General features: G+C 70.3%; 23 protein-coding genes. 14 read left to right on the top strand and 9 right to left on the bottom strand.

What is annotated here, in order from left to right:
- Positions 1-19: 19 nt before the first annotated feature.
- The gene (asnB, locus tag AC5Y5B_RS14325; RefSeq protein WP_500005664.1) at positions 20-1,975 is read left to right on the top strand and encodes an asparagine synthase (glutamine-hydrolyzing); all 1,956 of its coding nucleotides are present in this window, start codon (positions 20-22) and stop codon (positions 1,973-1,975) included.
- A 219-nt stretch (positions 1,976-2,194) separates the two neighbouring features.
- Here the strand turns inward: asnB and AC5Y5B_RS14320 are convergent, their stop codons facing one another.
- Positions 2,195-3,169 carry a carbohydrate kinase family protein gene (locus AC5Y5B_RS14320; protein ID WP_500005663.1) on the bottom strand — a complete coding sequence of 325 codons (975 nt, stop codon included), beginning with the start codon at positions 3,167-3,169 and terminating at the stop codon, positions 2,195-2,197.
- Between the two features lie 182 nt (positions 3,170-3,351).
- Between AC5Y5B_RS14320 and AC5Y5B_RS14315 the strand changes: the two genes are divergently transcribed.
- On the top strand, positions 3,352-4,026 hold the full coding sequence (locus AC5Y5B_RS14315) for an Rv0361 family membrane protein (protein ID WP_112634518.1): 675 nt from the start codon (positions 3,352-3,354) through the stop codon (positions 4,024-4,026).
- A gap of 54 nt (positions 4,027-4,080) precedes the next feature.
- Here AC5Y5B_RS14315 and AC5Y5B_RS14310 read toward each other — a convergent pair whose 3' ends face one another.
- Together AC5Y5B_RS14310 and AC5Y5B_RS14305 are read right to left on the bottom strand one after the other, a co-directional pair.
- Positions 4,081-4,440: a HesB/IscA family protein gene (locus tag AC5Y5B_RS14310; protein ID WP_066871643.1), complete on the bottom strand. Its 360-nt coding sequence runs from the start codon at positions 4,438-4,440 to the stop codon at positions 4,081-4,083.
- 96 nt (positions 4,441-4,536) lie between these two features.
- Positions 4,537-5,613, bottom strand: coding sequence for a glycerate kinase family protein (locus tag AC5Y5B_RS14305; protein WP_112634530.1), 1,077 nt, complete (start codon positions 5,611-5,613; stop codon positions 4,537-4,539).
- Between the two features lie 191 nt (positions 5,614-5,804).
- Between AC5Y5B_RS14305 and AC5Y5B_RS14300 the strand changes: the two genes are divergently transcribed.
- Genes AC5Y5B_RS14300 through AC5Y5B_RS14285 form a run of 4 tightly spaced genes read left to right on the top strand, consistent with a single transcriptional unit; the run spans position 5,805 to position 8,892 of the window.
- Positions 5,805-6,497, top strand: coding sequence for a DUF3043 domain-containing protein (locus tag AC5Y5B_RS14300; protein ID WP_112634519.1), 693 nt, complete (start codon positions 5,805-5,807; stop codon positions 6,495-6,497).
- A gap of 27 nt (positions 6,498-6,524) precedes the next feature.
- Positions 6,525-7,061, top strand: a complete 537-nt coding sequence (locus tag AC5Y5B_RS14295) for a bifunctional adenosylcobinamide kinase/adenosylcobinamide-phosphate guanylyltransferase (protein WP_112634520.1) — start codon at positions 6,525-6,527, stop codon at positions 7,059-7,061.
- Positions 7,061-8,131: a nicotinate-nucleotide--dimethylbenzimidazole phosphoribosyltransferase gene (gene cobT, locus AC5Y5B_RS14290; protein ID WP_500005662.1), complete on the top strand. Its 1,071-nt coding sequence runs from the start codon at positions 7,061-7,063 to the stop codon at positions 8,129-8,131. Before AC5Y5B_RS14295 ends, cobT begins: the two co-directional genes overlap by 1 nt.
- Complete coding sequence (locus AC5Y5B_RS14285) at positions 8,128-8,892, top strand: adenosylcobinamide-GDP ribazoletransferase (RefSeq protein WP_112634521.1); 765 nt, start codon at positions 8,128-8,130, stop codon at positions 8,890-8,892. The genes cobT and AC5Y5B_RS14285 overlap by 4 nt, the downstream gene beginning before the upstream one ends.
- 10 nt (positions 8,893-8,902) lie before the next feature.
- Here the strand turns inward: AC5Y5B_RS14285 and AC5Y5B_RS14280 are convergent, their stop codons facing one another.
- Positions 8,903-10,012, bottom strand: a complete 1,110-nt coding sequence (locus AC5Y5B_RS14280) for a branched-chain amino acid aminotransferase (RefSeq protein WP_500005661.1) — start codon at positions 10,010-10,012, stop codon at positions 8,903-8,905.
- A gap of 55 nt (positions 10,013-10,067) precedes the next feature.
- Complete coding sequence (gcvT, locus tag AC5Y5B_RS14275; RefSeq protein WP_112634523.1) at positions 10,068-11,171, bottom strand: glycine cleavage system aminomethyltransferase GcvT; 1,104 nt, start codon at positions 11,169-11,171, stop codon at positions 10,068-10,070.
- Positions 11,172-11,221: 50 nt separating this feature from the next.
- On the opposite strand from gcvT, the gene AC5Y5B_RS14270 reads away from it, so the two are divergent.
- Complete coding sequence (locus tag AC5Y5B_RS14270) at positions 11,222-12,769, top strand: leucyl aminopeptidase (protein WP_500005660.1); 1,548 nt, start codon at positions 11,222-11,224, stop codon at positions 12,767-12,769.
- Here AC5Y5B_RS14270 and AC5Y5B_RS14265 read toward each other — a convergent pair.
- Positions 12,766-14,361: a phytoene desaturase family protein gene (locus AC5Y5B_RS14265; protein ID WP_500005659.1), complete on the bottom strand. Its 1,596-nt coding sequence runs from the start codon at positions 14,359-14,361 to the stop codon at positions 12,766-12,768. The two genes, AC5Y5B_RS14270 and AC5Y5B_RS14265, sit on opposite strands and share 4 nt — an antisense overlap.
- Positions 14,358-14,807 carry an SRPBCC family protein gene (locus AC5Y5B_RS14260; protein ID WP_112634532.1) on the bottom strand — a complete coding sequence of 150 codons (450 nt, stop codon included), beginning with the start codon at positions 14,805-14,807 and terminating at the stop codon, positions 14,358-14,360. Before AC5Y5B_RS14260 ends, AC5Y5B_RS14265 begins: the two co-directional genes overlap by 4 nt.
- Before the next feature lie 142 nt (positions 14,808-14,949).
- Here AC5Y5B_RS14260 and AC5Y5B_RS14255 point away from each other — a divergent pair, with 142 nt between their 5' ends.
- Positions 14,950-15,306 carry an aminopeptidase gene (locus tag AC5Y5B_RS14255; RefSeq protein ID WP_500005658.1) on the top strand — a complete coding sequence of 119 codons (357 nt, stop codon included), beginning with the start codon at positions 14,950-14,952 and terminating at the stop codon, positions 15,304-15,306.
- Positions 15,307-15,310: 4 nt separating this feature from the next.
- On the opposite strand, the gene AC5Y5B_RS14250 is transcribed toward AC5Y5B_RS14255, so the two are convergent.
- The gene (locus AC5Y5B_RS14250; protein WP_500005657.1) at positions 15,311-17,089 is read right to left on the bottom strand and encodes an SDR family oxidoreductase; all 1,779 of its coding nucleotides are present in this window, start codon (positions 17,087-17,089) and stop codon (positions 15,311-15,313) included.
- A gap of 197 nt (positions 17,090-17,286) precedes the next feature.
- Here AC5Y5B_RS14250 and sucB point away from each other — a divergent pair, with 197 nt between their 5' ends.
- From sucB to AC5Y5B_RS14225, 5 genes are read left to right on the top strand one after another with little or no spacing between them, the layout of a single operon-like run.
- Positions 17,287-19,077, top strand: a complete 1,791-nt coding sequence (sucB, locus tag AC5Y5B_RS14245; RefSeq protein WP_500005656.1) for a 2-oxoglutarate dehydrogenase, E2 component, dihydrolipoamide succinyltransferase — start codon at positions 17,287-17,289, stop codon at positions 19,075-19,077.
- 16 nt (positions 19,078-19,093) lie between these two features.
- Positions 19,094-20,017 carry a TIGR01777 family oxidoreductase gene (locus AC5Y5B_RS14240; protein ID WP_112635716.1) on the top strand — a complete coding sequence of 308 codons (924 nt, stop codon included), beginning with the start codon at positions 19,094-19,096 and terminating at the stop codon, positions 20,015-20,017.
- 48 nt (positions 20,018-20,065) lie between these two features.
- Positions 20,066-20,767 carry a lipoyl(octanoyl) transferase LipB gene (gene lipB, locus AC5Y5B_RS14235; RefSeq protein WP_500005655.1) on the top strand — a complete coding sequence of 234 codons (702 nt, stop codon included), beginning with the start codon at positions 20,066-20,068 and terminating at the stop codon, positions 20,765-20,767.
- Positions 20,764-21,687 carry a lipoyl synthase gene (lipA, locus tag AC5Y5B_RS14230; protein WP_112635720.1) on the top strand — a complete coding sequence of 308 codons (924 nt, stop codon included), beginning with the start codon at positions 20,764-20,766 and terminating at the stop codon, positions 21,685-21,687. Before lipB ends, lipA begins: the two co-directional genes overlap by 4 nt.
- A gap of 48 nt (positions 21,688-21,735) precedes the next feature.
- Entirely contained in the window at positions 21,736-22,488 is a 753-nt protein-coding gene (locus AC5Y5B_RS14225; RefSeq protein ID WP_112635722.1) for a DUF4191 domain-containing protein, read from the top strand.
- Between the two features lie 21 nt (positions 22,489-22,509).
- Here the strand turns inward: AC5Y5B_RS14225 and AC5Y5B_RS14220 are convergent, their stop codons facing one another.
- Entirely contained in the window at positions 22,510-22,932 is a 423-nt protein-coding gene (locus AC5Y5B_RS14220) for an RDD family protein (protein WP_500005654.1), read from the bottom strand.
- 244 nt (positions 22,933-23,176) lie between these two features.
- On the opposite strand from AC5Y5B_RS14220, the gene glnA reads away from it, so the two are divergent.
- Positions 23,177-24,613 carry a type I glutamate--ammonia ligase gene (glnA, locus tag AC5Y5B_RS14215; RefSeq protein ID WP_036455187.1) on the top strand — a complete coding sequence of 479 codons (1,437 nt, stop codon included), beginning with the start codon at positions 23,177-23,179 and terminating at the stop codon, positions 24,611-24,613.
- Positions 24,614-24,720: the final 107 nt, after the last annotated feature.

Genomic DNA, 24,720 nt, shown 5'->3' with positions numbered 1-24,720 from the left:
TGCGGCATACTGGGGCGCCGTGTGTGGTCTGCTGGCGTTCGTCGCCGCCCCCGAGGGCCTGGAACCCGGCGCGGCCGCCCGCGCCGACGGGGCCATCGCTCGTGCGTCGCATTCGATGCGCCATCGCGGGCCCGACGAACCGGGCACCTGGGTGGACCCGGACACCGACGGCTCGGTCGTGTTCGGCTTCAACCGGCTGTCGATCATCGACATCGCCCATTCGCACCAGCCGCTGCGCTGGGGGCCGCCCGAGGCGCCCGACCGCTACGTGCTGGTGTTCAACGGCGAGATCTACAACTACCTCGAGCTGCGCGACGAACTGGCCACCCGGCACGACGTCACCTTCGCCACCGACGGAGACGGCGAGCCCATCGTCGCCGGCTACCACTACTGGGGCACCGACGTCTTGACCCGGCTGCGCGGCATGTTCGCGTTCGCGCTGTGGGACACCGTGACCCGCGAATTGCTTTGCGCCCGAGACCCTTTCGGCATCAAGCCGCTGTTCATGGCGACAGGGACAGGCGGTACCGCGGTGGCCAGCGAAAAGAAGTGCCTGCTGGATCTGGCCGAGCTCGTCGGGTTCGACACCGGAATCGACGAGCGCGCCGTGCAGCACTACACCGTCCTGCAGTACGTGCCGGAGCCGGAGACGCTGCACCGCGGGGTGCGGCGGCTGGAATCGGGCTGCTACGCCCGCATCCGCCCCGACCGCCTGCAACCGGAGGTCACCCGGTATTTCGTGCCGCGGTTCGCCGCGGTGCCGATCACCCGGGACACCGAACAGGCCCGCTACGACGAGATCACCGCGGTGCTCGAGGACTCGGTGGCCAAGCACATGCGCGCCGACGTCACCGTCGGCGCGTTTCTGTCCGGGGGAATCGACTCCACCGCCATCGCCGCGCTGGCCATCCGGCACAACCCCCGGTTGATCACATTCACCACCGGCTTCGAGCGCGAGGGATTCTCCGAGATCGACGTCGCGGTGGCCTCGGCCGAGGCGATCGGTGCGCGCCACATCGCCAAGGTGGTCAGCCCCGAGGAGTTCGTCGCCGCCCTGCCCGAGATCGTCTGGTACCTCGACGAGCCGGTGGCCGACCCGGCGCTGGTGCCGCTGTTCTTCGTCGCCCGCGAGGCCCGCAAGCACGTGAAGGTGGTGCTGTCCGGCGAGGGCGCCGACGAGTTGTTCGGCGGTTACACCATCTATCGGGAGCCGTTGTCGCTCAAGCCTTTCGACTATCTGCCGCGGCCGCTGCGGCGGTCCATGGGCAAGGTGTCCAAGCCGTTGCCGGAGGGGATGCGGGGCAAGAGCCTGCTGCACCGCGGCTCCCTGACGCTCGAGGAGCGCTACTACGGCAACGCCCGCAGCTTCTCCGACGCGCAGCTGCGCGACGTGCTGCCCGGCTTCCGCGAGGAGTGGACCCACACCGACGTCACCGCCGCGGTGTATGCCGAATCGGCGGGCTGGGATCCGGTGGCCCGCATGCAGCACGTCGACCTGTTCACCTGGCTGCGCGGCGACATCCTGGTCAAGGCCGACAAGATGACCATGGCCAACTCGCTGGAGCTACGGGTCCCGTTCCTGGATCCCGAGGTGTTCGCCGTCGCCTCCCGGTTGCCCGTCGAGGCGAAGATCACCCGCACCACCACGAAGTACGCGCTGCGGCGCGCGCTGGAGCCGATCGTGCCCGCGCACGTGCTACACCGGCCCAAGCTGGGCTTCCCGGTGCCGATCCGGCACTGGCTGCGCGCCGGTGAGCTGCTCGAGTGGGCGTACGCGATGGTGAACTCGTCACAAGCCGGCCACCTCGTCGACCTGGCCGCCGTGCGCCGGATGCTCGACGAGCACCGCAACGGCGCCAGCGATCACAGCCGCCGGCTCTGGACGGTGCTGATCTTCATGCTCTGGCACGCGATCTTCGTCGAGGGCAGCGTGGTGCCGCAGATCAGCGAGCCGGTGTACCCGGTGCAGCTCTAGGAGCCGACGGCGAATCCGCGGCCTCGCGTGTGAAGCCAGGGCGTTGCGTGTGAAGCCACGGCGTTGCATGTCGGCGTGTCGCCGCCCTCAGCTCACACTCGACGCCGGGACTTCACACTCGAGGCGCGAGGCCCGAGGCCCGAGGCCCGAGCCCGAGGCGTGATGCCCGAGCCCGAGGCCGAGGCCCGAGGCGCAGGCTCTAGCACTGGCCCGCGAGGCTTAGGCGAGCACCGCGGCGATCTCGTCGGCCGCCTCGTCGCCGTAGGCGTCGGCCAGCCGGGTCTTGGCCACGGCCGCGTCCCACGTCCACTCCTGGGTTCCGGTGGACTCCAGCACCAGCACGGCGACCAGCGAGCCCAGCTGAGCCGAACGCTCGAGGTTGAGCCCCGCGCTGCGACCGGTCAGGAAGCCGGCCCGGAACGCGTCGCCGACGCCGGTGGGATCGGTCTGGCTGGTCTCGGGCACCACACCGACGTGGGTGGTGGTCCCGTCGCGCTCGACGATGTCGACGCCCTTGGCGCCCAGCGTGGTCACCCGCAGCTCGACCTTCTTCTGCACGTCGGCCTCGGACCAGCCGGTCTTGGAGAGCAGCAACTCCCACTCGTAGTCGTTGGTGAACAGGTAGGCCGCGCCGTCGACGAGCTTGTCGATCTCGGCGCCGGACAGGCGGGGCAGCTGCTGCGAGGGGTCGGCGGCGAACGGCAGGCCGAGCTCGCGGCACTCCTCGGTGTGCACCACCATCGCGTCGGGGTCGTTGGCCCCCACGATGACCAGGTCCGGGCGGCCCACCGACGACACGACGTCGGCGAGCTTGATGTTGCGCGCCTCCGACATGGCCCCCGGGTAGAACGACGCGATCTGGGCCATGTCCTCGTCGGTGGTGCAGGTGAACCGGGCGGTCTTCGCGGTCTGCGAGATCAGCACGTTCTCGCAATTGACGCCGTGGGACTGCAGCCACTGGCGGTAGTCGTCGAAGTCGTCGCCGGCCGCGCCGACCAGCGCCACGTCACCGCCCAGCACGCCGATGGCGAACGCGATGTTGCCGGCCACGCCGCCGCGGTGAATCACCAGGTCGTCGACCAGAAAACTCAGGGACACCTTTTGCAGGTGCTCGGCCAGCAGGTGCTCGGAGAACTTGCCGGGGAAACGCATCAGGTTGTCGGTCGCAATCGAACCTGTCACCGCGATCGTCACGAAAACTCCATCCTTCGTTAGTAAGGTTATCTAGCTTACGCACGCGTCTCGACCGTCGCTGTGTGCACGGGGGGCGTGAGGTCGTGCGCTAGCCTCCCTAGGGAACTCACTCAAGTCGCCGGGATCACATGCTCGGGCCGCAACCCGATTGCAGTCCCGTCTACCACCGTAGGAGAACCACGATGGCAGGTCCGCACTCGCCGAACCACACCGTCGGCGGCGGCAGCGGCGGACCGGGCGGACACCAGCCCCCAGGCGAATCCGAGCCACTCGAGTTCCCCGACGACCCCCACACCGGTGGCCCCGGCTTCGCCGCAGCTCCGCAGGCCGATTATGCCGGGCAACCGGCGCCGGTGCCCTACCCGCCGCAACGCTCCAAGCGGCGGCTCGTCGTGGGCATCCTGCTGGCCATCGCGCTCGTCGCGGTGTTGACGGTGGCCATCGTGTACGGGGTCCGCACCAACGGGGCCACCACCGGCGCCACGTTCTCCGAGGGCGCGGCGAAGACGGCCATCCAGGGCTATCTCGACGCGCTCGAGCACCGCGACATCGACGAGATCGCCCGCAACGCGCTGTGCGGCCTGTACGACGGCGTGCAGGACAAGCGCTCCGACCAGGCGCTGGCCAAGCTCAGCAGCGACGCGTTCCGCAAGCAGTTCTCCGCGGTCGAGCTGACCTCGATCGACAAGATCGTCTACCTGTCGCAGTACCAGGCTCAGGCGTTGTTCACGATGAAGGTCACGCCGGTGAGCGGGGGCCCGATGCACGGGCAGGTGCAGGGCATCGCGCAGCTGCTGTTCCAGCGCGGTCAGATCATGGTCTGCTCGTACGTCCTGCGCACCGGCGGCTCGTACTAAGCGCGATCCGCCAGCCGGGACAGCCCGGCTGATGGATTCGGCGGGATCAATCGATCAGTTGAACGAGTCGCCGCAGGCGCACGAGCCGGTGGCGTTGGGGTTGTCGATGGTGAAGCCCTGCTTCTCGATGGTGTCGACGAAGTCGATGGACGCGCCTTCGACGTAGGGCGCGCTCATCCGGTCCACCGTCAGCGTCACACCCCCGAACTCCGCGGTCAGGTCGCCGTCCAGCGTCCGGTCGTCGAAGAAGAGGTTGTAGCGCAGGCCGGCGCACCCACCCGGCTGCACGGCGATGCGCAGCGCCAGGTCGTCGCGGCCCTCCTGGTCCAGCAGGGACTTTGCCTTGGTGGCGGCGGCCTCGGTCAGGATCACGCCGTGGGTCGTCGTGGCGTTCGACTCGTTTTGCACCGTCATTGCTTCTCCTACATGCCTCATCGTTGGGTGGGTCCGATCAGGCCCGATATCGCCGGCTCACGCCGGGCGATCCGGACCGCGCGAAAGTCCACTTCTTCAACGGTACCTTGACGGACCGCTATTCCCGAGTCGCGCCGCCACAACCGACGCCAGACCCATGAGCTGGTTGGCGGCGTCGGCCTGCGCCAACCGCACCGATCCGGCGTGCTCGGCGATGGATAACGCGGCCATGATGCCCGACGAACGCACCGTCGCGTTGTCCAGGTCGACCTGGCCGGCCAGCACGACCACCGGGATCCCCCGCGGCCGAGCCGCGTCGGCCAGAAATCCCACCACCTTGCCGTGTAGGGACTGCTCGTCGAACCGGCCCTCGCCGGTCACGATCAGCTCCGCGGTGTCCAGGTCGTCGGACAACCGGGTGTGCTCGGCGATGATGGCCGCCCCGGACTGACAGCGGCCGCCGAGCGCCAGCAGCCCGGCGCCGATGCCGCCGGCGGCCGCCGCGCCCGGCTCGGCGCTCACATCGCGCCCGGCCACCGCTTCCAGGATCAGCGCCCACGCCTGCAGGCGAACCTCCAGCGCGGCGACGGTGGCCGTGTCGGCGCCCTTCTGCGGCCCGAACACCCGGGCCGCCCCCCACGGGCCCAGCAACGGATATTCGGTGTCGGAGGCGGCGATCAGCTCGACGTTGCCCAGCTGCCGGCGGGCGGTGTCCAGGCCGCCGAGTTCGGCGATCATGCCCTGCCCGCCGTCGGTGCAGGCGCTGCCGCCCAAACCCACCACGATCCGCGTCGCCCCCACCCGCAGCGCCTCGGCGATCAGCTGGCCCACGCCTTTGCTGTGGGCGGCCATCGCGGTCTCCGGGGTGGGTGGTCCGCCAATCAGAGCCAGACCGCAGGCCTGGGCGCACTCCAGGTAGGCGGTGGCCGACTCGCTGTCGAACACCCAATTGGCTTCGACCATGGCTTTCAGCGGTCCCGAGACCCTCAGGCGCCGCGTCTGCCCCAGCCGGGTGGCGAGCACCTCGACGAAGCCGGGGCCGCCGTCGGATTGGGGGGCGACGATGAACCGGTCCCCGGGACGCGACCGGGTCCAGCCGGTCGCGATGGCGGCGGAAGCCTCCAGCGCCGACATGCTGTCGGCGTAGCAGTCCGGGGCGACCAGAACTTGCATCGCGGGCAACTGCAGGCGGCCAGGGGCCAGGCCGGGACCATCATCATCCGAGGCCATCGACCCGTCGTCCATCAAAGGCAGCCGTTCATCACGTGTAAGAGTAGGGCCAAGTGCGCCACTAACGCAGGTCTAATAGCAAGGCATTCCAGGCGAATTCCGGCGCGAGTCGCGCGCGAAGTAACCTGGCCACTGTGAAGCTGTTGGGCCGTAAGAAAGGCCAGGACACCGACCTCGACGAAAACGCGGCCGCCGCGGCCGTCGCCGGCGTTGCTGGCGCCTCGGGCGACGCGACCCGCGAGGCGCAGCGGACGGGCCCCAAAGGGCGCCCCACGCCCAAGCGCAACGAAGCGCGGCGCAGTGGGCGCAAGGGTCCGGTCGCGCCCGCACCCATGACCGCCGCCGAGGCGCGGGCCCGCCGCAAATCGCTGGCCGGCCCCAAGCTCAGCCGCGAGGAGCGCCGGGCCGCCAAGGCCGCCGGCCGCGCCGGCATGTCGGAACGCCGGGCAAAGATGATGGCCGGCGAAGAGGGTTACCTGCTGCCCCGCGACCAGGGCCCCATCCGCCGCTACGTCCGCGACGTGGTGGATTCGCGGCGCAACCTGCTGGGTCTGTTCATGCCGTCGACGCTGTTCCTGATGTTCGTCATGTTCGGCGTCCCCCAGCTGCAGCTGTGGGTGTCGCCGGCGATGCTGGTGCTGATGGCCGTGATGAGCGTCGACGGGCTGATCCTGGGCCGCAAGGTCAGCAGGCTGGTCGACGTGAAGTTCCCCAACAACACCGAAAGCCGTTGGAAGCTAGGCCTTTACGCCGCCGGCCGAGCGTCTCAGATGCGCCGGCTGCGGGCGCCCCGGCCCCAGGTCAAGCACGGCGCCAGTGTCGATTAAAGCTCGCCGGAAGGCCGGCTGACACCGGTGCGCACGCTGGTGCTCGGCGGGATCAGGTCAGGCAAGTCGCAGTGGGCGGAGGAAGCCATCACCGACGGGTTGCCGGCCGGGCAGGCGGTTCATTACCTGGCGCCCGGGCCGGCCGGACACGACGACGCGGCCTGGGCGCAGCGGATCGCCCGGCACCGCGCCTGCCGGCCCGCGCACTGGTCGACGATCGAAACCGGCGACATCGCAACGCAATTGCGCCAGTCCCCCGACGCCCCGACGCTCATCGACGATCTCGGCACCTGGCTGACCGGCGCGCTGGACCGCAACAACGCCTGGGACGGCGGCTCGGTGGCGGCCGCCGTCGATGACGTGCTGGCCGCCGTCGGTGAGTTCGCCTCCCCACTGGTGCTGGTCAGCCCGGAGGTCGGGCTGACGGTCGTGCCCGCCACCGCCGCCGGACGCCGGTTCGCCGACGAGCTCGGCGGCCTCAACCAGCGCCTGGCCGCATTGTGCGACCGGGTGGTGTTGGTGGTGGCCGGCCAGCCGGTCCCGATCAAACCCTTGGGGGTCTGATGCAGTTCGCCGCCATCTCACCGCCCGATCTGGACGCCGCCGCCGCGGCCCGTGCCCGCCAGGACACCCTGACCAAGCCCCGCGGGGCGCTGGGCCGGCTCGAGGACCTGTCGGTGTGGGTCGCGTCGTGTCAGGGGCATTGCCCCCCAAGGCAATTCGAGCGTGCCCGGGTGGTGGTGTTCGCCGGTGACCACGGTGTCGCCCACTCGGGGGTGTCGGCCTACCCGCCGGAGGTGACGGCGCAGATGGTCGCCAACTTCGACGCCGGCGGCGCCGCGATCAACGCCCTGGCGGACGTCGCCGGGGCGACGGTCCGGGTCGCGGACCTGGCCGTCGACGCCGACCCGCTGACCGAACGGATCGGCGCCCACAAGGTGCGCCGCGCCAGCGGCGACATCAGGGTGCAGGACGCGTTGAGCGACGACGAGACCTCCAGGGCGCTCGCGGCGGGCGCGGCCATCGCCGACGAGGAGGTCGACGCCGGCGCCGACCTGCTGATCGCCGGCGATATGGGCATCGGAAACACCACGGCCGCAACGGTTTTAGTGGCGGCCTTGACGAACGCCGAGCCGGTTGCGGCGGTGGGTTTCGGCACCGGGATCGACGACGCCGGGTGGGCGCGCAAGACGGCCGCGGTGCGCGACGCCCTGTTTCGCGCGCGGCAGGTGTTGCCCGATCCGGTCGCGCTGCTGCGCTGCGCCGGCGGCGCCGACCTGGCGGCGCTGGCGGGCTTTTGCGCGCAGGCCGCGGTCCGGCGCACGCCGCTGTTGCTCGACGGCATGGCGGTGACGGCGGCCGCGCTGGTCGCCGAGCACCTGGCGCCGGGCGCCCGGCTGTGGTGGCAGGCCGGTCACCGGTCCACCGAGCCCGCGCATGCGCTCGCGCTGACGGCGCTGGATCTCGAGCCGATCCTCGACCTGCGGATGCGGCTGGGCGAGGGCACCGGCGCCGCCCTCGCGGTTCCGGTGCTGCGCGCCGCGGTGGCCGCCCTGTCGTCGATGGCCACCTTCACCCAGGCCGGGGTGTCCGACCGCGTCGAGGGCCCCGCCCCGGCCGCTCCTGCGCCGTGATCCGTTCGCTCGCAACGGCTTTCGCGTTCGGGACGGTGCTACCCGTGCCGGGCGGCGGGCACGCGCCGATGGGCCGCGCCGCCATGACCGCGCTGCCGGTGGTGGGCGCCGTGCTGGGGGCCCTGGCCGCGGCCGTGACCTGGGGCGGCGTGCACGTGTTCGGGCCGTCCGGGGCGCTGCCCGGCCTGCTCGCGGTCGCGGTGCTGCTGCTGGTCACGCGTGGCCTGCACGTCGACGGCGTCGCCGACACGGCCGACGGCCTGGGCTGCTACGGGCCGCCGCAACGGGCCCTGGCGGTGATGCGCGAGGGATCGACCGGCCCGTTCGGCGTCGCCGCCGTCGTCGTCGTGCTCATGCTGCAGGCCCTGGCGTATTCGGCCTTGGGGGCCACCGGCCGGGTGTTCCCCGGCGTGGCGGGTATCGCCGTCGCCGTGTTCGCGGGACGGGTGACCGCGGTGCTGGCCGGGCACCGGTCGGTGCCCGCGGCCGAGGGCAGCGCCCTGGGCATCCGCGTCGCCGCCAGCCAGCCGACTGCGGTCGTGGCGGCCTGGGTCGCGGTGCTGCTCGCCGTTTCGCTGCTGGCCGGGACGCGGCCCTGGCAGGGCCCGGTGGCGGTGTCGGCGGGGCTGGGCTGCGGGGCGATCCTGGTGCGGCACTGCGTGCGCCGATTCGGCGGCATCACCGGTGACGTGCTGGGCGCGGCGATCGAGCTGACCACGACGGTGAGCGCCGTGGTGCTCGCTGGCCTGGTGCGGTTCTGAGCGCGAGCAGCTAGCCGAGCCGGGCCATCCAGCCGTGGGTGTCGGCGAAGGTGCCACGCTGGATCCCGGTCAGCGTGTCGCGCAGCGCCATGGTCACCTCGCCGGGTTGGCCGTCGGCGATGGTGAACTCGGCATCGCCGTACTTCACGTGCGAGACCGGGGTGATGACCGCGGCGGTGCCGCAGGCGAACACCTCGGTGATCTCGCCGGCGGCGGCCTTCTTCTGCCACTCGTCGATATCGATCTTGCGTTCCTCGACGGAGAACCCTGCGTCAATGGCCAACTGCAGCAAGGAATCTCGTGTGATCCCGGGCAGCAGCGAGCCGGACAGCTCCGGGGTGACCAGCCGGGCCGATCCGCCGCTGCCGAACACGAAAAACAGGTTCATCCCGCCCATCTCTTCGATGAAGCGTCGTTCGACCGCGTCCAGCCACACCACCTGGTCGCAGTTGTTGGCCGAGGCCTCGGCCTGGGCCGAGAGCGACGCGGCGTAGTTGCCGCCGAACTTGGCCGCGCCGGTGCCGCCGGGGCTGGCCCGCACGTACTCTGTCGACACCCAGACGGTGACCGGGCTGATGCCGCCCTTGAAATAGGCGCCGGCCGGCGACGCGATCAGCAGGTAGCGGTAACGCTTGGACGGGCGCACCCCCAGCCCCGGTTCGGTGGCGATGACGAACGGGCGCAGATACAGCGCCTCCTCGCCCCCGGCCGCCGGAACCCAGGCGCTGTCGACCGCGATCAGCTGGCGCAGCGACTCCATGAACAGCTCTTCGGACAGTTCCGGGATGGCCAGCCGCCGGGCCGAGGACCGCAACCGCGCGGCGTTGGCCTCGGCGCGAAACGACACGATCGAGCCGTCCGCCCACCGGTACGCCTTGAGCCCCTCGAAGATCTCCTGCGCGTAGTGCAGCACGATCGACGACGGGTCCAGCTCGATGGGGCCGTAGGGGATGACGCGCGCGTCGTGCCAACCGTCGCCGGTCTCGTCGTAGTCGATCGACACCATGTGATCGGTGAAGTACTTGCCGAAACCCGGCTCGGCCAGGATGGTTTCGCGTTCGGCATCGGTCGCCGGAGTTGCCGAGCGCGAAACCGTGAACTCGAGGGAGCCACTGGTCATTCGCCGATTGTATATCCGCCTACCGAATCGGATTTCGCCCGCGCACGCGGCGCCGCTAGCGCGTTTTCACCGCGACGAAGGGCGGGCGCACCACCTCGCATGCGGCGGCACGACCCCGGACGTCGACGGTGATCTGTTGACCGTCCTCGACGCCGGCGTCGGTGTCGATCAGCGCCAGCGCGATGCCGGCCTGCAGCGTCGGCGAGAACGTGCCCGACGTGGTGACCCCCACCGGGGTGTCGCCCGCGAGCACCGTCAGCCCGGCGCGCAGCACGCCGCGGCCCACCATCCGCAGCCCGCGCAGCAGCCGACGCGGGCCCGCCTCCTTCTCGGCCAGCAGGGCCTCGCGGCCGAAGAACGCGTCCTTCTTCCAGCCGATCGCCCACCCGCAGCGGGCCTGCAGCGGGGAGATGTCCAGCGCCAGTTCGTGACCGTGCAGCGGATAGCCCATCTCGGTGCGCAGGGTGTCCCGGGCGCCCAGGCCGGCCGGCTCACCGCCGGCCGCGCTGACCGCCTCGGCCAGGGCGTCGAACACCACACCCGCGGAGTCCCACGGGGGCAGCAGCTCGTAGCCGTGTTCGCCGGTGTAGCCGGTGCGGCAGACCCGCACCGGCACGCCGGAGAACGACGTGTCGGCATAGGCCATGTAATCCATGTCGGTGGGCAGGCCCAGCCGGCCGAGCACGTCGGCCGACCGCGGCCCCTGCACGGCCAGCACCGCGAAGGACCGGTGCTCGTTGGTAATGGTCAGCCCGGCCCCTGCGGCGGCCTGCAGCGCCTCGACCACCGCGGCCGTGTTGGCGGCGTTGGGCACCAGGAAGATCTCGTCGTCGTCGACGTAGTAGGCGATCAGGTCGTCGATGACGCCGCCGGATTCGGTGCAGCACAACGTGTATTGCGCCTTGCCCGGACCGATGCGGCCCAGGTCGTTGGTCAGCGCGGAGTTGACGAACTGCGCGGCCCCCGGCCCGCGGACCGACGCCTTGCCCAGGTGGCTGACGTCGAACAGGCCGACCGCGTTGCGTGTCGCGTTGTGTTCGCTGACGGTGCCGGCATAGGACACCGGCATCAGCCAGCCGCCGAACTCGGCGAAACTGGCGCCCAAGCTCCGGTGACGCGCTTCCAGGGGTCCGTGCACAAGGTCGGCTGCATCGCTCACGACTCTTCACCCTAATCAGCGGCGACGGATGGACCGTTAGGGTGATGCGGATGAGCACAGAACCCGGTTACGCCTCCCCCGCTGTAAGTGTCGCCTCCTCGCTGCCACGGCGCGCCGCCGCGTCGACCGTGCTGATCGTGCCCGTCGTCTCGACCGGCGAGGACGACAAGCCGGGCGCGGCCGTCGCGGCCGCCGAGCCGTTCCTGTCCTCCGACGCGGTGGCCGAGATCGAGTCGGGCCTGCGGGCGCTGGAGGCCACCGGCGCCGCCGAGCAGGTGCACCGGCTGGTGGTGGGATCGGTGCCGGTGTCCAGCGTGCTGACGGTCGGCCTGGGCAAACCGCGGTCCGAGTGGCCGGCCGACACCATCCGCCGCGCCGCCGGGGTGGCCGCGCGTTCGCTCGGCAAGACCGAGTCGGTGCTCACCACGCTGGCCGAGCTGCCCGGCGAGGGCATCGCCGCGGCCGCCGTCGAGGGCCTGATCCTGGGCAGCTACCGGTTCACCGAGTTCCGCAGCGCCAAGACGGCGCCCAAAGACCAAGGGCTGGGCAAGATCACGGTGCTGGCCACCGCCAAGGACGCCAAGAACGACGCCGCGCACGGCGCCGCCGTCGCCACCGCCGTCGCCACCGCCCGCGACTTCGTCAACACCCCGCCCAGCCACCTCTTTCCGGCCGAATTCGCCAAGCGCGCAAGGGCTTTGGGTGAATCCGTCGGTCTCGAGGTGGAGGTGCTCGACGACAAGACGCTGCAGAAGGGCGGCTACGGCGGCATCATCGGTGTGGGACAGGGCTCATCGCGCCCGCCCCGGCTGGTGCGCCTGATCCACCGCGGTTCCAAGCTGGCCAAGCGTTCCAAGCAGGCCAAGAAGGTCGCGCTGGTCGGCAAGGGCGTCACGTTCGACACCGGCGGCATCTCGATCAAGCCCGCCGCGGGGATGCACCACATGACCTCGGACATGGGCGGTGCCGCCGCGGTGATCGCGACCGTCGCGCTGGCCGCGCAGTTGCGACTTCCGATCGACGTGATCGCCACCGTGCCGATGGCCGAGAACATGCCCTCGGCCACCGCGCAGCGCCCGGGCGACGTGCTGACGCAATACGGCGGAATCACGGTCGAGGTGCAGAACACCGACGCCGAGGGCCGGCTCATCCTGGCCGACGCCATCGTGCGGGCGTGCGAGGACAACCCGGATTACCTGATTGAGACGTCTACGCTGACCGGCGCGCAGACGGTCGCGCTGGGCGCCCGCATCCCCGGGGTGATGGGCAGCGACGAATTCCGCGACCGCGTCGCGGCGATCTCGCAGCGCGTGGGCGAGAACGGCTGGCCGATGCCGCTGCCCGACGAGCTCAAGGAAGACCTGAAGTCCACGGTGGCCGACCTGTCCAACATCAGCGGGCAACGCTTCGCCGGCATGCTGGTGGCGGGGGTGTTCCTGCGCGAGTTCGTCGCCGACGGCGTGAGCTGGGCGCACATCGATGTGGCCGGGCCCGCCTACAACACCGGCAGCCCGTGGGGCTACTCGCCAAAGGGCTCCACCGGCGTGCCGACGCGGACCATGTTCGCCGTCCTGGAGGACATCGCCGAAAACGGCTAGCGGGTCAGCCTTGTGATCACGGCGCGCCCCAGCTTGCGGCGCGGCCAGCCGGTCGCGCCGTCGGCGGCCAGCGCGGCGTTGGCCGCGTTGCGCCCGCACGCGCCGTGCACCGAGCCGCCCGGCGTCGCCGACGCGCTGCCCAAATAGAGCCGCTCGATGGGTGTTTCGGCCCGGCCCATGCCCGGCGCCGGGCGGAACACCAGCATCTGCTGCAGCTGGGCGGTTCCGCCGTTGAGCGCCCCGAGGTGCAAGTTGGCGTCGCTGGCCTCGAGATCCGACGGCCGTTGCACGAACCGGTCGATCACCGCCGAGCCGAACCCCGGTGCATGCTCTTCGATGACCCGGTCCACCGCCGCGGCCAGGCGGTCCGCCGAGGCGTCGTCGGACACGTTGCGCGGCAGATGCGTGTAGGCCCAAACACTTTCGGTGCCGGCGGGCGATCTGCTGGGGTCCGCCGTGGTGGTCTGGCCCAGCAACATGAACGGATGCTCGGGAATCACGCGGGTGTTCAGGTCGGCCATCCAGCGGACCAGCCCGTCCCCGTCGGCGCCCAAGTGCACGGTGCCCACCGACCGCAGGTTTTTCGCCCGCCACGGGATCGGGGTTGCCAGCGCATAATTCACCTTCACCACCGGCGGATCCCACTCGTAGTGTTGCAGGTCGCGGCGCAACGCTGCCGGCACCGCGTCCGCGGGCAGCATGTCGCAGAACAATCGCGGCGCCGTGACGTCGGCCACCACCGCGCGGCGAGCGGTCACCGTTCGTCCCTCCGCGGTGGTCACTCCCACCGCCCGGCCGCCGCGCACGTCGATGCGAGACACGTTCTGGTGACATTCGATTCGCGCACCGGCCGAGCGGGCGCGATTGACCAGCGCCGCGGTGAGTTGCCCCGATCCGCCGACCGGCACCGGCCAGCCGTGATCCTGCGCCAGCATCGTCATCAGGAAGCCCATGGCACCGCTGATCGGCGCGTCCGGGGGGACGTCGGCGTGCATTGCGTTGCCCAGCAACAACACTCGTGGTGCCTCACCCTCGAACAGCGTAGCTGCCATGGCGTTGGCCGGTTGCACCAGCAGGCGGGCGACCCGGATCGCTTCGGGCGTGCCGAGTTTGCGCAGCAACCGCAGCAACGGACGCACCGGCGGGAAGGGCGCCAGCATGGCGTCGAGCAGCGGCGCCTTGATCTTGTTCCACAACTCCACCAGACGCCACCAGTTGTCGCCGTCGGCGTGCGTGCGCCGCGCGAATTCCGCTGCCGTGCGGGCGGGATCGTGATACACGATGGGCGGGTCGTCGTCGGCGGCGCTGCGCGGGTGGCCGACCACCGTCGGCGCATGCGACCACCGCAGCCCGTGATCCTCCAGCCGCAGCGCCGCGATCGCCGGAGACGCCACCGTCATCGGGTAGTAGGAGCTGAACAAGTCGGTGATGTAGCCCGGTGTCAGCTCGGCGCTGCGCACCGCGCCCCCCGGCTCGGGCTGAGCTTCCAGCACCAGCACATCCCAGCCCGCGTCGGCCAGCATCGACGCCGCGACCAGCCCGTGGTGCCCCGCCCCGATCACGACGGCATCGACGGTGTCGCGCACGGTCACTTCACCTGGCTCGGCTCCAGGCGCTCCGCCAGCGCCGCCAGCCGCCACAGGCACTCCTTGTTGCGCGGGTACGCCGCGGCCAGCGCGAGGGAATCGGGAACGGCCCCCATCGGCCCCTCCACCGGCACTTCGATCATCTCGATGCGGCACCCCTGCGGAATTTCGTGCAGGAGCATGGTGATTCGCGCGGCACCCAGCGGGCCCAGCCGGGCGCGCAGCACCAGCTTGTGCGGGGGTTCGCTCTCCTCCACGATGGTCGCGTCGTTGATCACCAACGGCCAGATCCCGATCGAGTGCCGGATCGAGGAGCCGGGTTCCGGCCAGTTGGGATCGACGGCCCGCATCCGGCTGTTGCCCACCACCCACTGGGTGTAGGTCCAGCCCTGGGCGAGCACCTCCCACACCCGCTCACACGACTCGGGCACCTCCCGCGTTGCAGTGATCACGTGCACACCCCTTCATGTCCTGAGTTACCGCGGGCGGATACCCGGCAATCGACGGGTTATTCGGCGTCAACGCCGGGTTTACCGGCGCAGCACTGCGGTTAATCTCCCAGCGGTCGAAATCCCCACGAGGAAAGGCGAGACCATGACGGTGCGACGGATAGTCCTCGCGCTGGGCGCGGTACTGCTGATAGCCGGTGTGATCGGGCTGTTGGTGCCGGTGTCCATCACCGACGGCAACGGCAATTCGATCGGGTGCGGCAACGCGCTGGTGGCCAACACGCAGAGCGCCCGCGATGCGATGCAGCAAACCAATAATCAGACCGGTGCCAACATCCCCGTCGTGGGCTCCTTCGTCCCGCACTCCCCGGACTATGTCGCGCAGTGCCAGTCCTCGGTGGGCGGCCGGCGCGCATGGGCGATCCCGCTGGCCGTGCTGGGGATCATCGCGATCGGGGCGACGTTGCTGACCGGACGCCGTGGGGCGGCGACGGGCGCTTAGCGCCTCAAATCACCCGGATCCGCGCGGCGTTGCGCAGGCCCTGCGGCGCGACACGCGAAAGCCCGTACAGCGCATAGGCTTCCGGCGCCACCGGACGAATCGGCTTCTTCTTCTGGACCGACGACAGGATCGCGTTGGCGACCTTGTCGGGACCGTAGCGTCGCAGCGCGAACATCTTGCCCAGCTGGCCGCGGCGGCCGTCGACCGCGGCGGCCTGCTTGCCGGCGGGCGCATCGAACCTCGTGGTGTTGATGATGTTGGTGTCGATGACGCCCGGGCAGATGGTGGTCAGCCCCACCCCGGCGGCGTCGAGTTCGGCGCGCAGGCAGTCGGAGAACATGTAGGTCGCCGCCTTCGAGGTGCAGTAGGCGCTCAGCGACTGCAACGGGGCGTAGGCCGCCATCGACGACACGTTGACGATGTACCCGCCGGTGCCGCGCTCCACCATCCGCCGCGCGAACGCCCGGCACCCGTTGACCACACCGCCCAGATTGACGTCAAGCACCCGGTCGAACTGCTCGGCCGGGGTGTCTAAGAAGCCGCCCGCGTGCCCGATGCCGGCGTTGTTGACGACGATGTCGGGGACGCCGTGCTCGCTGCTGACCCGCTCGGCGAACGACTCCACCGCCTGCGCGTCCGACACGTCGAGCACGTAGGCGTGCGCGACCCCGCCGCGGGTGGCGATCTCGGCCGCGGTGGCCTTGACGGCCGCCTCGTCGATGTCGCTGATGACCAGCTCGGCGCCTTCGCGCGCGAAGGCGAACGCGGTCTCGCGGCCGATGCCGCTGCCGGCACCGGTGACCGACACCAGGGTGTCGCCGAACGACCCGCGGGGCCGCCCCACCTGCGCGCGCAGCAGCGCGCGGCTGGGCTGCTTGCCCTCGGCCTGGTCGGTGAACTCGTGCACCGCCGCCGCCATCACCTGCGGGTGCGACATCGGCGAGAAGTGACCGGCCTGGATGTCGCGGCGCCACAGCCGCGGCACGAAGCGCGGGGTGTGGTCGTAGCCGTAGGGCCGCACGCATTTGTCTTTGGTGTTGACGATGAGCTGCACCGGCACGTCGATGACCGCGACGCCCTGCTTGCGACCGGAGAAGGACCGAAAGTAGTTGGCGGGATAGGTTTTCACCGACCGGGCGGCGTCGGAGGCCAGTTTGTCGGAATGGTGGATCTGTTCGACGGGGATGTTGTCGACGGCGTTGCGGCGCAGCGCCGGGACCGACAGCGTCAGCCGCAGCAACAGCGGCGCGAGCACCGGTATCGAGAAGAAGATCATGTAGCTCAGCCGCAGGGCCTGGCTGATCGCCCGGACGAAGGTGCGCGGCTTCCAGGGCGCCCGCAGCCCGCTGAAGATGTAGTCGACCAGTTGGTCCTGAGCGGGTCCGGACACCGACGTGAATGTGGCGACCCGGTCGCTGGCGCCGGGACGTTTCAGGTAGTGCCACACCCCCACCGAGCCCCAGTCGTGGGCCAGCACGTGCACGGGACGGCCCGGGCTCAGCTCAGCGGTCACCGCGGCGAAGTCGTCGGCGAAGCGGTCCATGCGGTACGCCGACACCGGCTTGGGGGCCGCGGACATGCCGACGCCGCGGTTGTCGTAGCGGATGATCCGGAACCGCTCGGCCAGCAGCGGGACGACCCCGTCCCACAGCACGTGGGAGTCCGGGAAGCCGTGCACCAACACGACGGTGGGGCCGTCGGGATTGCCCTCTTCGTAGACCGCGATGCGGGTGCCGTCGGCGCTGTCGACGAAATGCTGCGGTAGTTGTGGTGTTGGCGGCATCGAGACCTCCCCGCTCTGGCTGCAGTGGCCACACCGTAGCAAGCGTGATCGGTGTCACCCGCCCGACGCGGGGTATCTGCCCTGGATGTGTGCCGGCGAGGGCGCAGTGACAGGATAGTTTTGGATTGCGACTTCGCCTTCCGCAAGCGCGCTGATCGACCCGCCCCGACCCACGAGCGATCGAGGAGTCAGAAACGATGGCCTTCTTTGTCCAGATGCCGGCACTCGGTGAGAGCGTCACCGAGGGGACGGTCACCCGCTGGCTCAAGCAGGAAGGCGACACGGTCGAGCTCGACGAACCGCTCGTCGAGGTGTCGACCGACAAGGTCGACACCGAGATCCCGTCGCCGGCCGCGGGTGTGCTGACCAAGATCGTCGCCCAGGAGGACGACACCGTCGAGGTGGGCGGCGAGCTCGCCGTCATCGGCGACGCCTCCGAGGGTGGCGGGGCAGGTGGCGACTCGCAGCCGGCCGCGCAGGCCCCGAGCCAGGCGGAGCCGCAGGCGCCGAGCCAGCCGGAGCCGCAGGCGCAGTCCGCGCCGCCTCCCCAGCCCGAGCCCCAGCCCCAGGCCCAGCCGGAGCCGGCGCCCGCCCAGCAGGGTTCCGGCGGCGGCGACGCCACCCCGGTGTTGATGCCCGAGCTCGGCGAGTCGGTGACCGAGGGCACGGTGACCCGCTGGCTCAAGAGGGTCGGCGACTCGGTCCAGGTCGATGACGCGCTGGTCGAAGTGTCCACCGACAAGGTCGACACCGAGATCCCGTCGCCGGTGGCCGGCGTCCTGCTCAGCATCACCGCCGAGGAAGACGCGACCGTGCCCGTCGGCGGCGAGCTGGCCCGCATCGGCGCGGGTTCGCCGGCCCCCGCGCCCGAGGCACCCGCGGCTCCCCAGCCGCCGCCCGCGCCCAAGCCCGAACCGGAACCCGCGCCCCAGCCCCAGGCGCAGCCCAAGCCCGAACCGAAGCCCGAACCCGCGCCGCAGCCCACGCCCGCGCCGCAGCCCAAAGCCCAACCGGCGCAGGCCCAGCCGGCCAGCCCGGGTGGCGACGGCGCGCCGTACGTGACGCCGCTGGTGCGAAAGCTGGCCGCCGAGAACAACATCGACCTGAACTCGGTCACCGGCACCGGGGTCGGCGGGCGCATCCGCAAGCAAGACGTGCTGGCCGCCGCCGAAGCGAAGAAGGCGCCGGCCCCGGCCGCCGCTGCTCCCGCCGCCGCACCCGCGGCGGCCCCCGCGGCCGCGGCGCCCACGCCGGCGCTGGCGCACCTGCGGGGCACCACCCAGAAGGCCAGCCGGATCCGTCAGATCACCGCGAACAAAACCCGCGAATCCCTGCAGGCCACAGCGCAACTCACCCAGACCCACGAGGTCGACATGACCAAACTGGTCGGGCTGCGGGCCAGGGCCAAGGCGGCGTTCGCCGAGCGCGAGGGCGTGAACCTGACATTCCTGCCGTTCATCGCCCGGGCGGTGATCGACGCGCTGAAGATCCACCCCAACGTCAACGCGAGCTACAACGAGGACACCAAGGAGATCACCTACTACGACGCCGAACACCTCGGCTTCGCGGTGGACACCGAACAGGGCCTGCTCTCTCCCGTCGTGCACAACGCAGGCGACCTGTCGCTGGCCGGGCTGGCCAGGGCGATCGCCGACATCGCCGCGCGCGCCCGCTCGGGCAACCTCAAACCCGACGAGCTGTCCGGCGGCACCTTCACGATCACCAACATCGGCAGCCAGGGTGCGCTGTTCGACACGCCGATCCTGGTGCCGCCGCAGGCCGCCATGCTGGGCACCGGCGCCATCGTCAAGCGGCCGCGGGTGATCGTCGACGAGTTCGGCAACGAATCGATCGGTGTCCGCTCGATCTGCTACCTGCCGCTGACCTATGACCACCGGCTGATCGACGGCGCCGACGCGGGCCGCTTCCTCACCACCATCAAGCACCGTCTCGAAGAGGGCGCGTTCGAGGCCGACCTCGGCCTGTAACGAAGGACTTCCGAACGTGGCTCGCGCTGGCCAGCAGGCCGTCATCGCCATTGCGGGTTCGTCCGGCCTGATCGGTTCGGCCCTGGCGGCGGCCCTGCGCGCCGCCGATCACCGGGTGTTGCGCATCGTGCGCCGGGCGCCGGCGAACGCCGACGAGCTGCACTGGAACCCCGAGAGCGGCGATCTGGATCCCGACACGCTGACCGACGTCGACGCCGTCGTCAACCTGTGCGGCGTCAACATCGGCAAGCGGCGGTGGTCGGGCGCCTTCAAGCAGAGCCTGCGCGACAGCCGCATCGCCCCCACCGAGGTGCTGGCGCACGCCGTGGCCGACGCGGGCGTGGCGACCATGGTCAACGCCAGCGCGGTCGGCTTCTACGGCAACACCAAGGATCGCGTGGTCGACGAAAACGACCGCGCGGGAACGGGTTTCCTGGCGCGGCTGTGCGAGGACTGGGAGGCCGCCACGCTGCCCGCCCAGTACGGCGGCGCCCGGGTGGTGCTGGCCCGCACCGGGCTGGTGTTCTCCCCCGCGGGCGGCGCGCTGGGCCGGTTGCGGCCGTTGTTCCGCGCCGGCCTCGGCGCCCGCCTGGGCGGCGGACGGCAATACATGTCATGGATCACGCTCGAGGACGAAGTGCGCGCGCTGTTGTTCGCGATCTTCAACCCCGACCTGTCCGGCCCGGTGAACATGACCGGGCCCGCGCCGGTCACCAACGCCGAATTCACCACCGCGTTCGGGCGGGCGGTCAATCGCCCAACACCGTTGATGGTGCCCGGTTTTGCCCTGCGGGCCGCGCTGGGCGAGTTCGCCGACGAGGGCCTGCTGACGGGGCAGCGGGCCATCCCGTCCGCGCTGGAGCGCGCCGGTTTCGTCTTCCACCACAACACCGTGGGCGAGGCCCTGGCCTACGCCACCGCCAGCCGCGAGCACGACTAGCGCCACCGGACTGGGCCCGTCCGGCCCGAGCCGAGTACCGTCGCGAACGTGATCGATTCCATCCGGTCCAGCCAGGCCCTGATCGACGTCCGCCGGCTCGGCATCGTCGACTACCGCGTGGCCTGGCAGCAGCAACGCGATCTCGCCGACGCCCGCGTGGCCGGCGGCAGCGACACCCTGCTGCTGCTCGAGCACCCCGCGGTCTACACGGCGGGCCGGCGCACCGAATCGCACGAGCGGCCGGTGGATGGCACTCCCGTCGTCGACACCGACCGCGGCGGCAAGATCACCTGGCATGGTCCGGGCCAGCTGGTCGGGTATCCGATCATCGGCCTGGCCGAACCGCTCGACGTGGTGAACTACGTGCGGCGGTTGGAGGAGGCGCTGCTCAAGGTCTGTGCCGATCTGGGGGTGGACGCGATCCGGGTGCCGGGCCGGTCCGGGGTGTGGGTGCCGGGCATCGACGGTCGCCCCGACCGCAAGGTCGCCGCAATCGGCGTGCGGGTGTCGCGCGCGACCACCCTGCACGGGTTCGCCCTCAACTGCGACTGCGACCTGGATGCGTTCGGCGCCATCGTGCCGTGCGGCATCACCGACGCCGAGGTGACGTCTTTGTCGGCCGAGCTGCGCCGGACGGTGTCGGTCGAGGATGTCACGACCGCGGTCGCCGACGCCGTCTGCGACGCCCTGGACGGGGTGCTGCCGGTGCAGGACCACGCTGCGGCCGCGCGCGTAGCATCGGCGCTGTGACTGTCGCACCGGAAGGACGCAAACTGCTGCGCCTGGAAGTGCGCAACGCCGAGACCCCCATCGAACGCAAGCCGCCGTGGATCAGGGTGCGGGCCAAGATGGGCCCGGAGTACACCCAACTCAAGAGCCTGGTCCGGCGCGAGGGTCTGCACACCGTCTGCGAAGAGGCCGGCTGCCCGAACATCTTCGAATGCTGGGAGGACCGCGAGGCCACCTTCCTGATCGGCGGTGACCAGTGCACCCGGCGCTGCGACTTCTGCCAGATCGACACCGGCAAGCCCGCCGCACTGGATCGCGACGAGCCGCGGCGGGTCGCCGACAGCGTGCGCACGATGGGCCTGCGCTACGCCACGGTCACCGGGGTAGCCCGCGACGACCTGCCCGACGGCGGGGCCTGGCTGTACGCCGAGACGGTGCGCGCGATCAAGGAACTCAACCCCTCGACCGGCGTCGAGCTGCTCATCCCCGACTTCAACGGCGAGCCCACCCGGCTGGCCGAGGTGTTCGGGTCACGCCCGGAAGTGTTGGCGCACAACGTCGAAACCGTGCCGCGCATCTTCAAGCGGATCCGGCCCGCCTTCACCTACCGGCGCAGCCTCGACGTGCTGACCGCGGCGCGCGATGCCGGGCTGGTCACCAAAAGCAACCTCATCCTCGGCATGGGTGAGACCCCCGACGAGGTGCGCACCGCCCTGGCCGACCTGCACGACGCGGGCTGCGACATCATCACCATCACCCAGTACCTGCGCCCGTCGGCGCGCCACCACCCCGTCGAACGCTGGGTCAAGCCGGAGGAATTCGTCGAGTTCGCCCGGTACGCCGAGGAGCTGGGCTTCGCCGGCGTGCTCGCCGGACCGCTGGTGCGTTCGTCCTACCGCGCCGGGCGGCTCTACGCGCAGGCCGCCCGCAGCCGCGCCTGACGCCCGGTGGCGGCGCGGGCCCGTCGCGGCCCTACGTATTCTTTGACTATGGCTAAATCCCGCACCGCCGCGCAGAACAAGGCCGCCCGAGCGGAGGCGCAGGCCGCCCGCAAGGCCGCCGCGCGGGAGCGCCGCACCCAGCTGTGGCAGGCGTTCAACCTTCAGCGCCAGGAGGACAAGCGCCTCCTGCCGTACATGATCGGCGCCTTCGTGCTGATCGTGGGCATCTCGGTGGCGGTCGGTCTGTGGGCCGGTGGGTTGACGATGATCACCCTGATCCCGTTGGGCGTGGTGCTGGGCGGGCTGGTCGCCTTCATCGTGTTCGGCCGCCGCGCCCAGAAGTCGGTCTACCGCAAGGCCGAAGGCCAAACCGGGGCCGCCGCATGGGCTTTGGACAACCTGCGGGGCAAGTGGCGGGTGACCCCGGGGGTCGCCGCGACCGGGCACTTCGACGCCGTGCACCGGGTGATCGGCCGGCCCGGCGTCATCCTGGTCGGCGAGGGAGCTCCGACGCGGGTGCGCCCGCTGCTGGCGCAGGAAAAGAAGCGCACCGCCCGCCTGATCGGCGACGTGCCGATCTACGACCTCGTCGTCGGCAACGGCGACGACGAGGTGCCGCTGGCCAAGCTGGAGCGCCACCTCACCCGGCTGCCGGCCAACATCACCGTCAAGCAGATGGACACGTTGGAGTCGCGGCTGGCCGCCCTGGGGTCGCGCGCCGGCGCCGCCGTCCTGCCCAAGGGGCCGCTGCCCAACTCGGGCAAGATGCGCGGGGTGCAGCGCACCGTGCGCCGCAAATAGCTCGGCACCGCTCGGGCTTCGTCAGCGGCGCACCACGGCCGTCGCGGTCAGGCGGTCCTGCATGCCGCGGCCGTCGAAATCGGTGAACAGCGCCGGGACGACGGTGCCGACCAGCACCCCGCGCACCACCGCCCGGCCCAGGCCGACCAGGCCGCGTCCGTCCACCGTCACCACCTGCAGGCGCAGCGCCAGCTGGCCGGGGGTGAAGCCGAACAATCGCACGAAAACCACGCCGAGCACGAACCAGATCACCAGGACCGCGGTGGCCAGCACCGGTTGCGCGAACAGGCCGAAGCGCATGGCCAACCCGGCCAGCCCGTAAGCGATCAACCAGTCGATCATCAGCGCGCCCAGCCGGCGGCCCATGGGCGCCAGCGACCCCGGACCGCTTTCCGGCAGGCCCAGCTTTTCACCCGGATATGCGGATCGCGATTCGGCCATCATCGGCGCGGACCGCAGTCCGAATGATCCTTCGGACCGGCCAGATGCGGAGGGCGGACGGTGCGCCCGGCCACCAGAAAAGATACGATCTTGCGATCCATGGCCCCACAATAGAACCCGCCGCCCAAGCGGCCACTTTTAGCGTGTGGCATGGTCACGTAACGTGCGCGCAACATCGGGTTGACTGACGGGCAACATCTGCTCCATAGCGTCAGGCCGCGGATCTCACCAAGTAAAGGAGCACTCTGTGACGGAAAAGACGCCCGACGACGTCTTCAAACTCGCGAAGGACGAGAACGTCGAGTTTGTCGACGTGCGGTTCTGTGATTTGCCCGGCATCATGCAGCACTTCACCATTCCGATTTCGTTTTTCGACGAGAGCGTTTTTGAGGACGGCCTGGCTTTCGACGGCTCGTCCATTCGCGGATTCCAGTCCATTCACGAATCCGACATGTTGCTCCTGCCCGACCCCGCGACGGCGCAGATCGACCTGTTCCGCGAAGCCAAGACGCTGAATCTGAACTTCTTCGTGCACGACCCCTTCACCCTCGAGCCGTACTCGCGCGACCCGCGCAACATCGCCCGTAAGGCCGAGAACTACCTGATCAGCACGGGCGTGGCCGACACCGCGTACTTCGGCGCCGAGGCGGAGTTCTACATCTTCGACTCGGTGAGCTTCGACTCACGCACCAACGGCTCGTTCTACGAGATCGACGCCATCTCGGGCTGGTGGAACACCGGTTCGCCCAACGAGCTCGACGGCAGCCCCAACCGCGGCTACAAGGTCCGCCCCAAGGGTGGCTACTTCCCCGTCGCCCCCGTCGACCACTATGTCGACCTGCGCGACAAGATGCTGTCCAACCTGATCACCGCCGGCTTCAGCCTGGAGAAGGGCCACCACGAGGTGGGCACCGGCGGCCAGGCCGAGATCAACTACAAGTTCAACACCCTGCTGCACGCGGCCGACGACATGATGCTCTACAAGTACATCGTCAAGAACACGGCCTGGCAGAACGGCAAGACCGTCACGTTCATGCCCAAGCCGCTGTTCGGTGACAACGGCTCCGGCATGCACACCCACCAGTCGCTGTGGAAGGACGGCAGCCCGCTGATGTACGACGAGACCGGCTACGCCGGCCTGTCGGACACCGCCCGCCACTACATCGGCGGCCTGCTGCACCACGCGCCGTCGCTGCTGGCGTTCACCAACCCCACGGTGAACTCCTACAAGCGCCTGGTGCCCGGCTACGAGGCCCCGATCAACCTGGTCTACAGCCAGCGCAACCGGTCGGCGTGTGTGCGCATCCCGATCACCGGTACCAACCCGAAGGCCAAGCGCCTCGAGTTCCGTTGCCCCGACTCGTCGGGCAACCCGTACCTGGCGTTCTCGGCCATGCTGATGGCCGGCCTGGACGGCATCAAGAACAAGATCGAGCCGCAGGCCCCGGTCGACAAGGACCTCTACGAGCTGCCGCCCGAGGAGGCCGCCAACATCCCGCAGGCGCCCACCCAGCTGTCCGCGGTGATCGACCGGCTCGAAGAAGACCACGAATACCTCACCGAGGGCGGCGTGTTCACGCCCGACCTCATCGAGACGTGGATCAACTTCAAGCGCGAGAACGAGATCCTGCCGGTCCAAATCCGGCCGCACCCTTACGAATTCGCGCTGTACTACGACGTCTAAGTCGGCATGACGAAACCACCCGCGTGGAGATTGCCGCGCGGGTGGTTTCGCATTTGCGACGGGCGCACCGGATTCGGCGCACTGCCGCGAAACTTAAACTATGGCGA

It is taken from the genome of Mycobacterium sp. NGS33, assembly GCF_059812885.1.
This window is presented reverse-complemented; position numbering and strand designations above follow the sequence as displayed.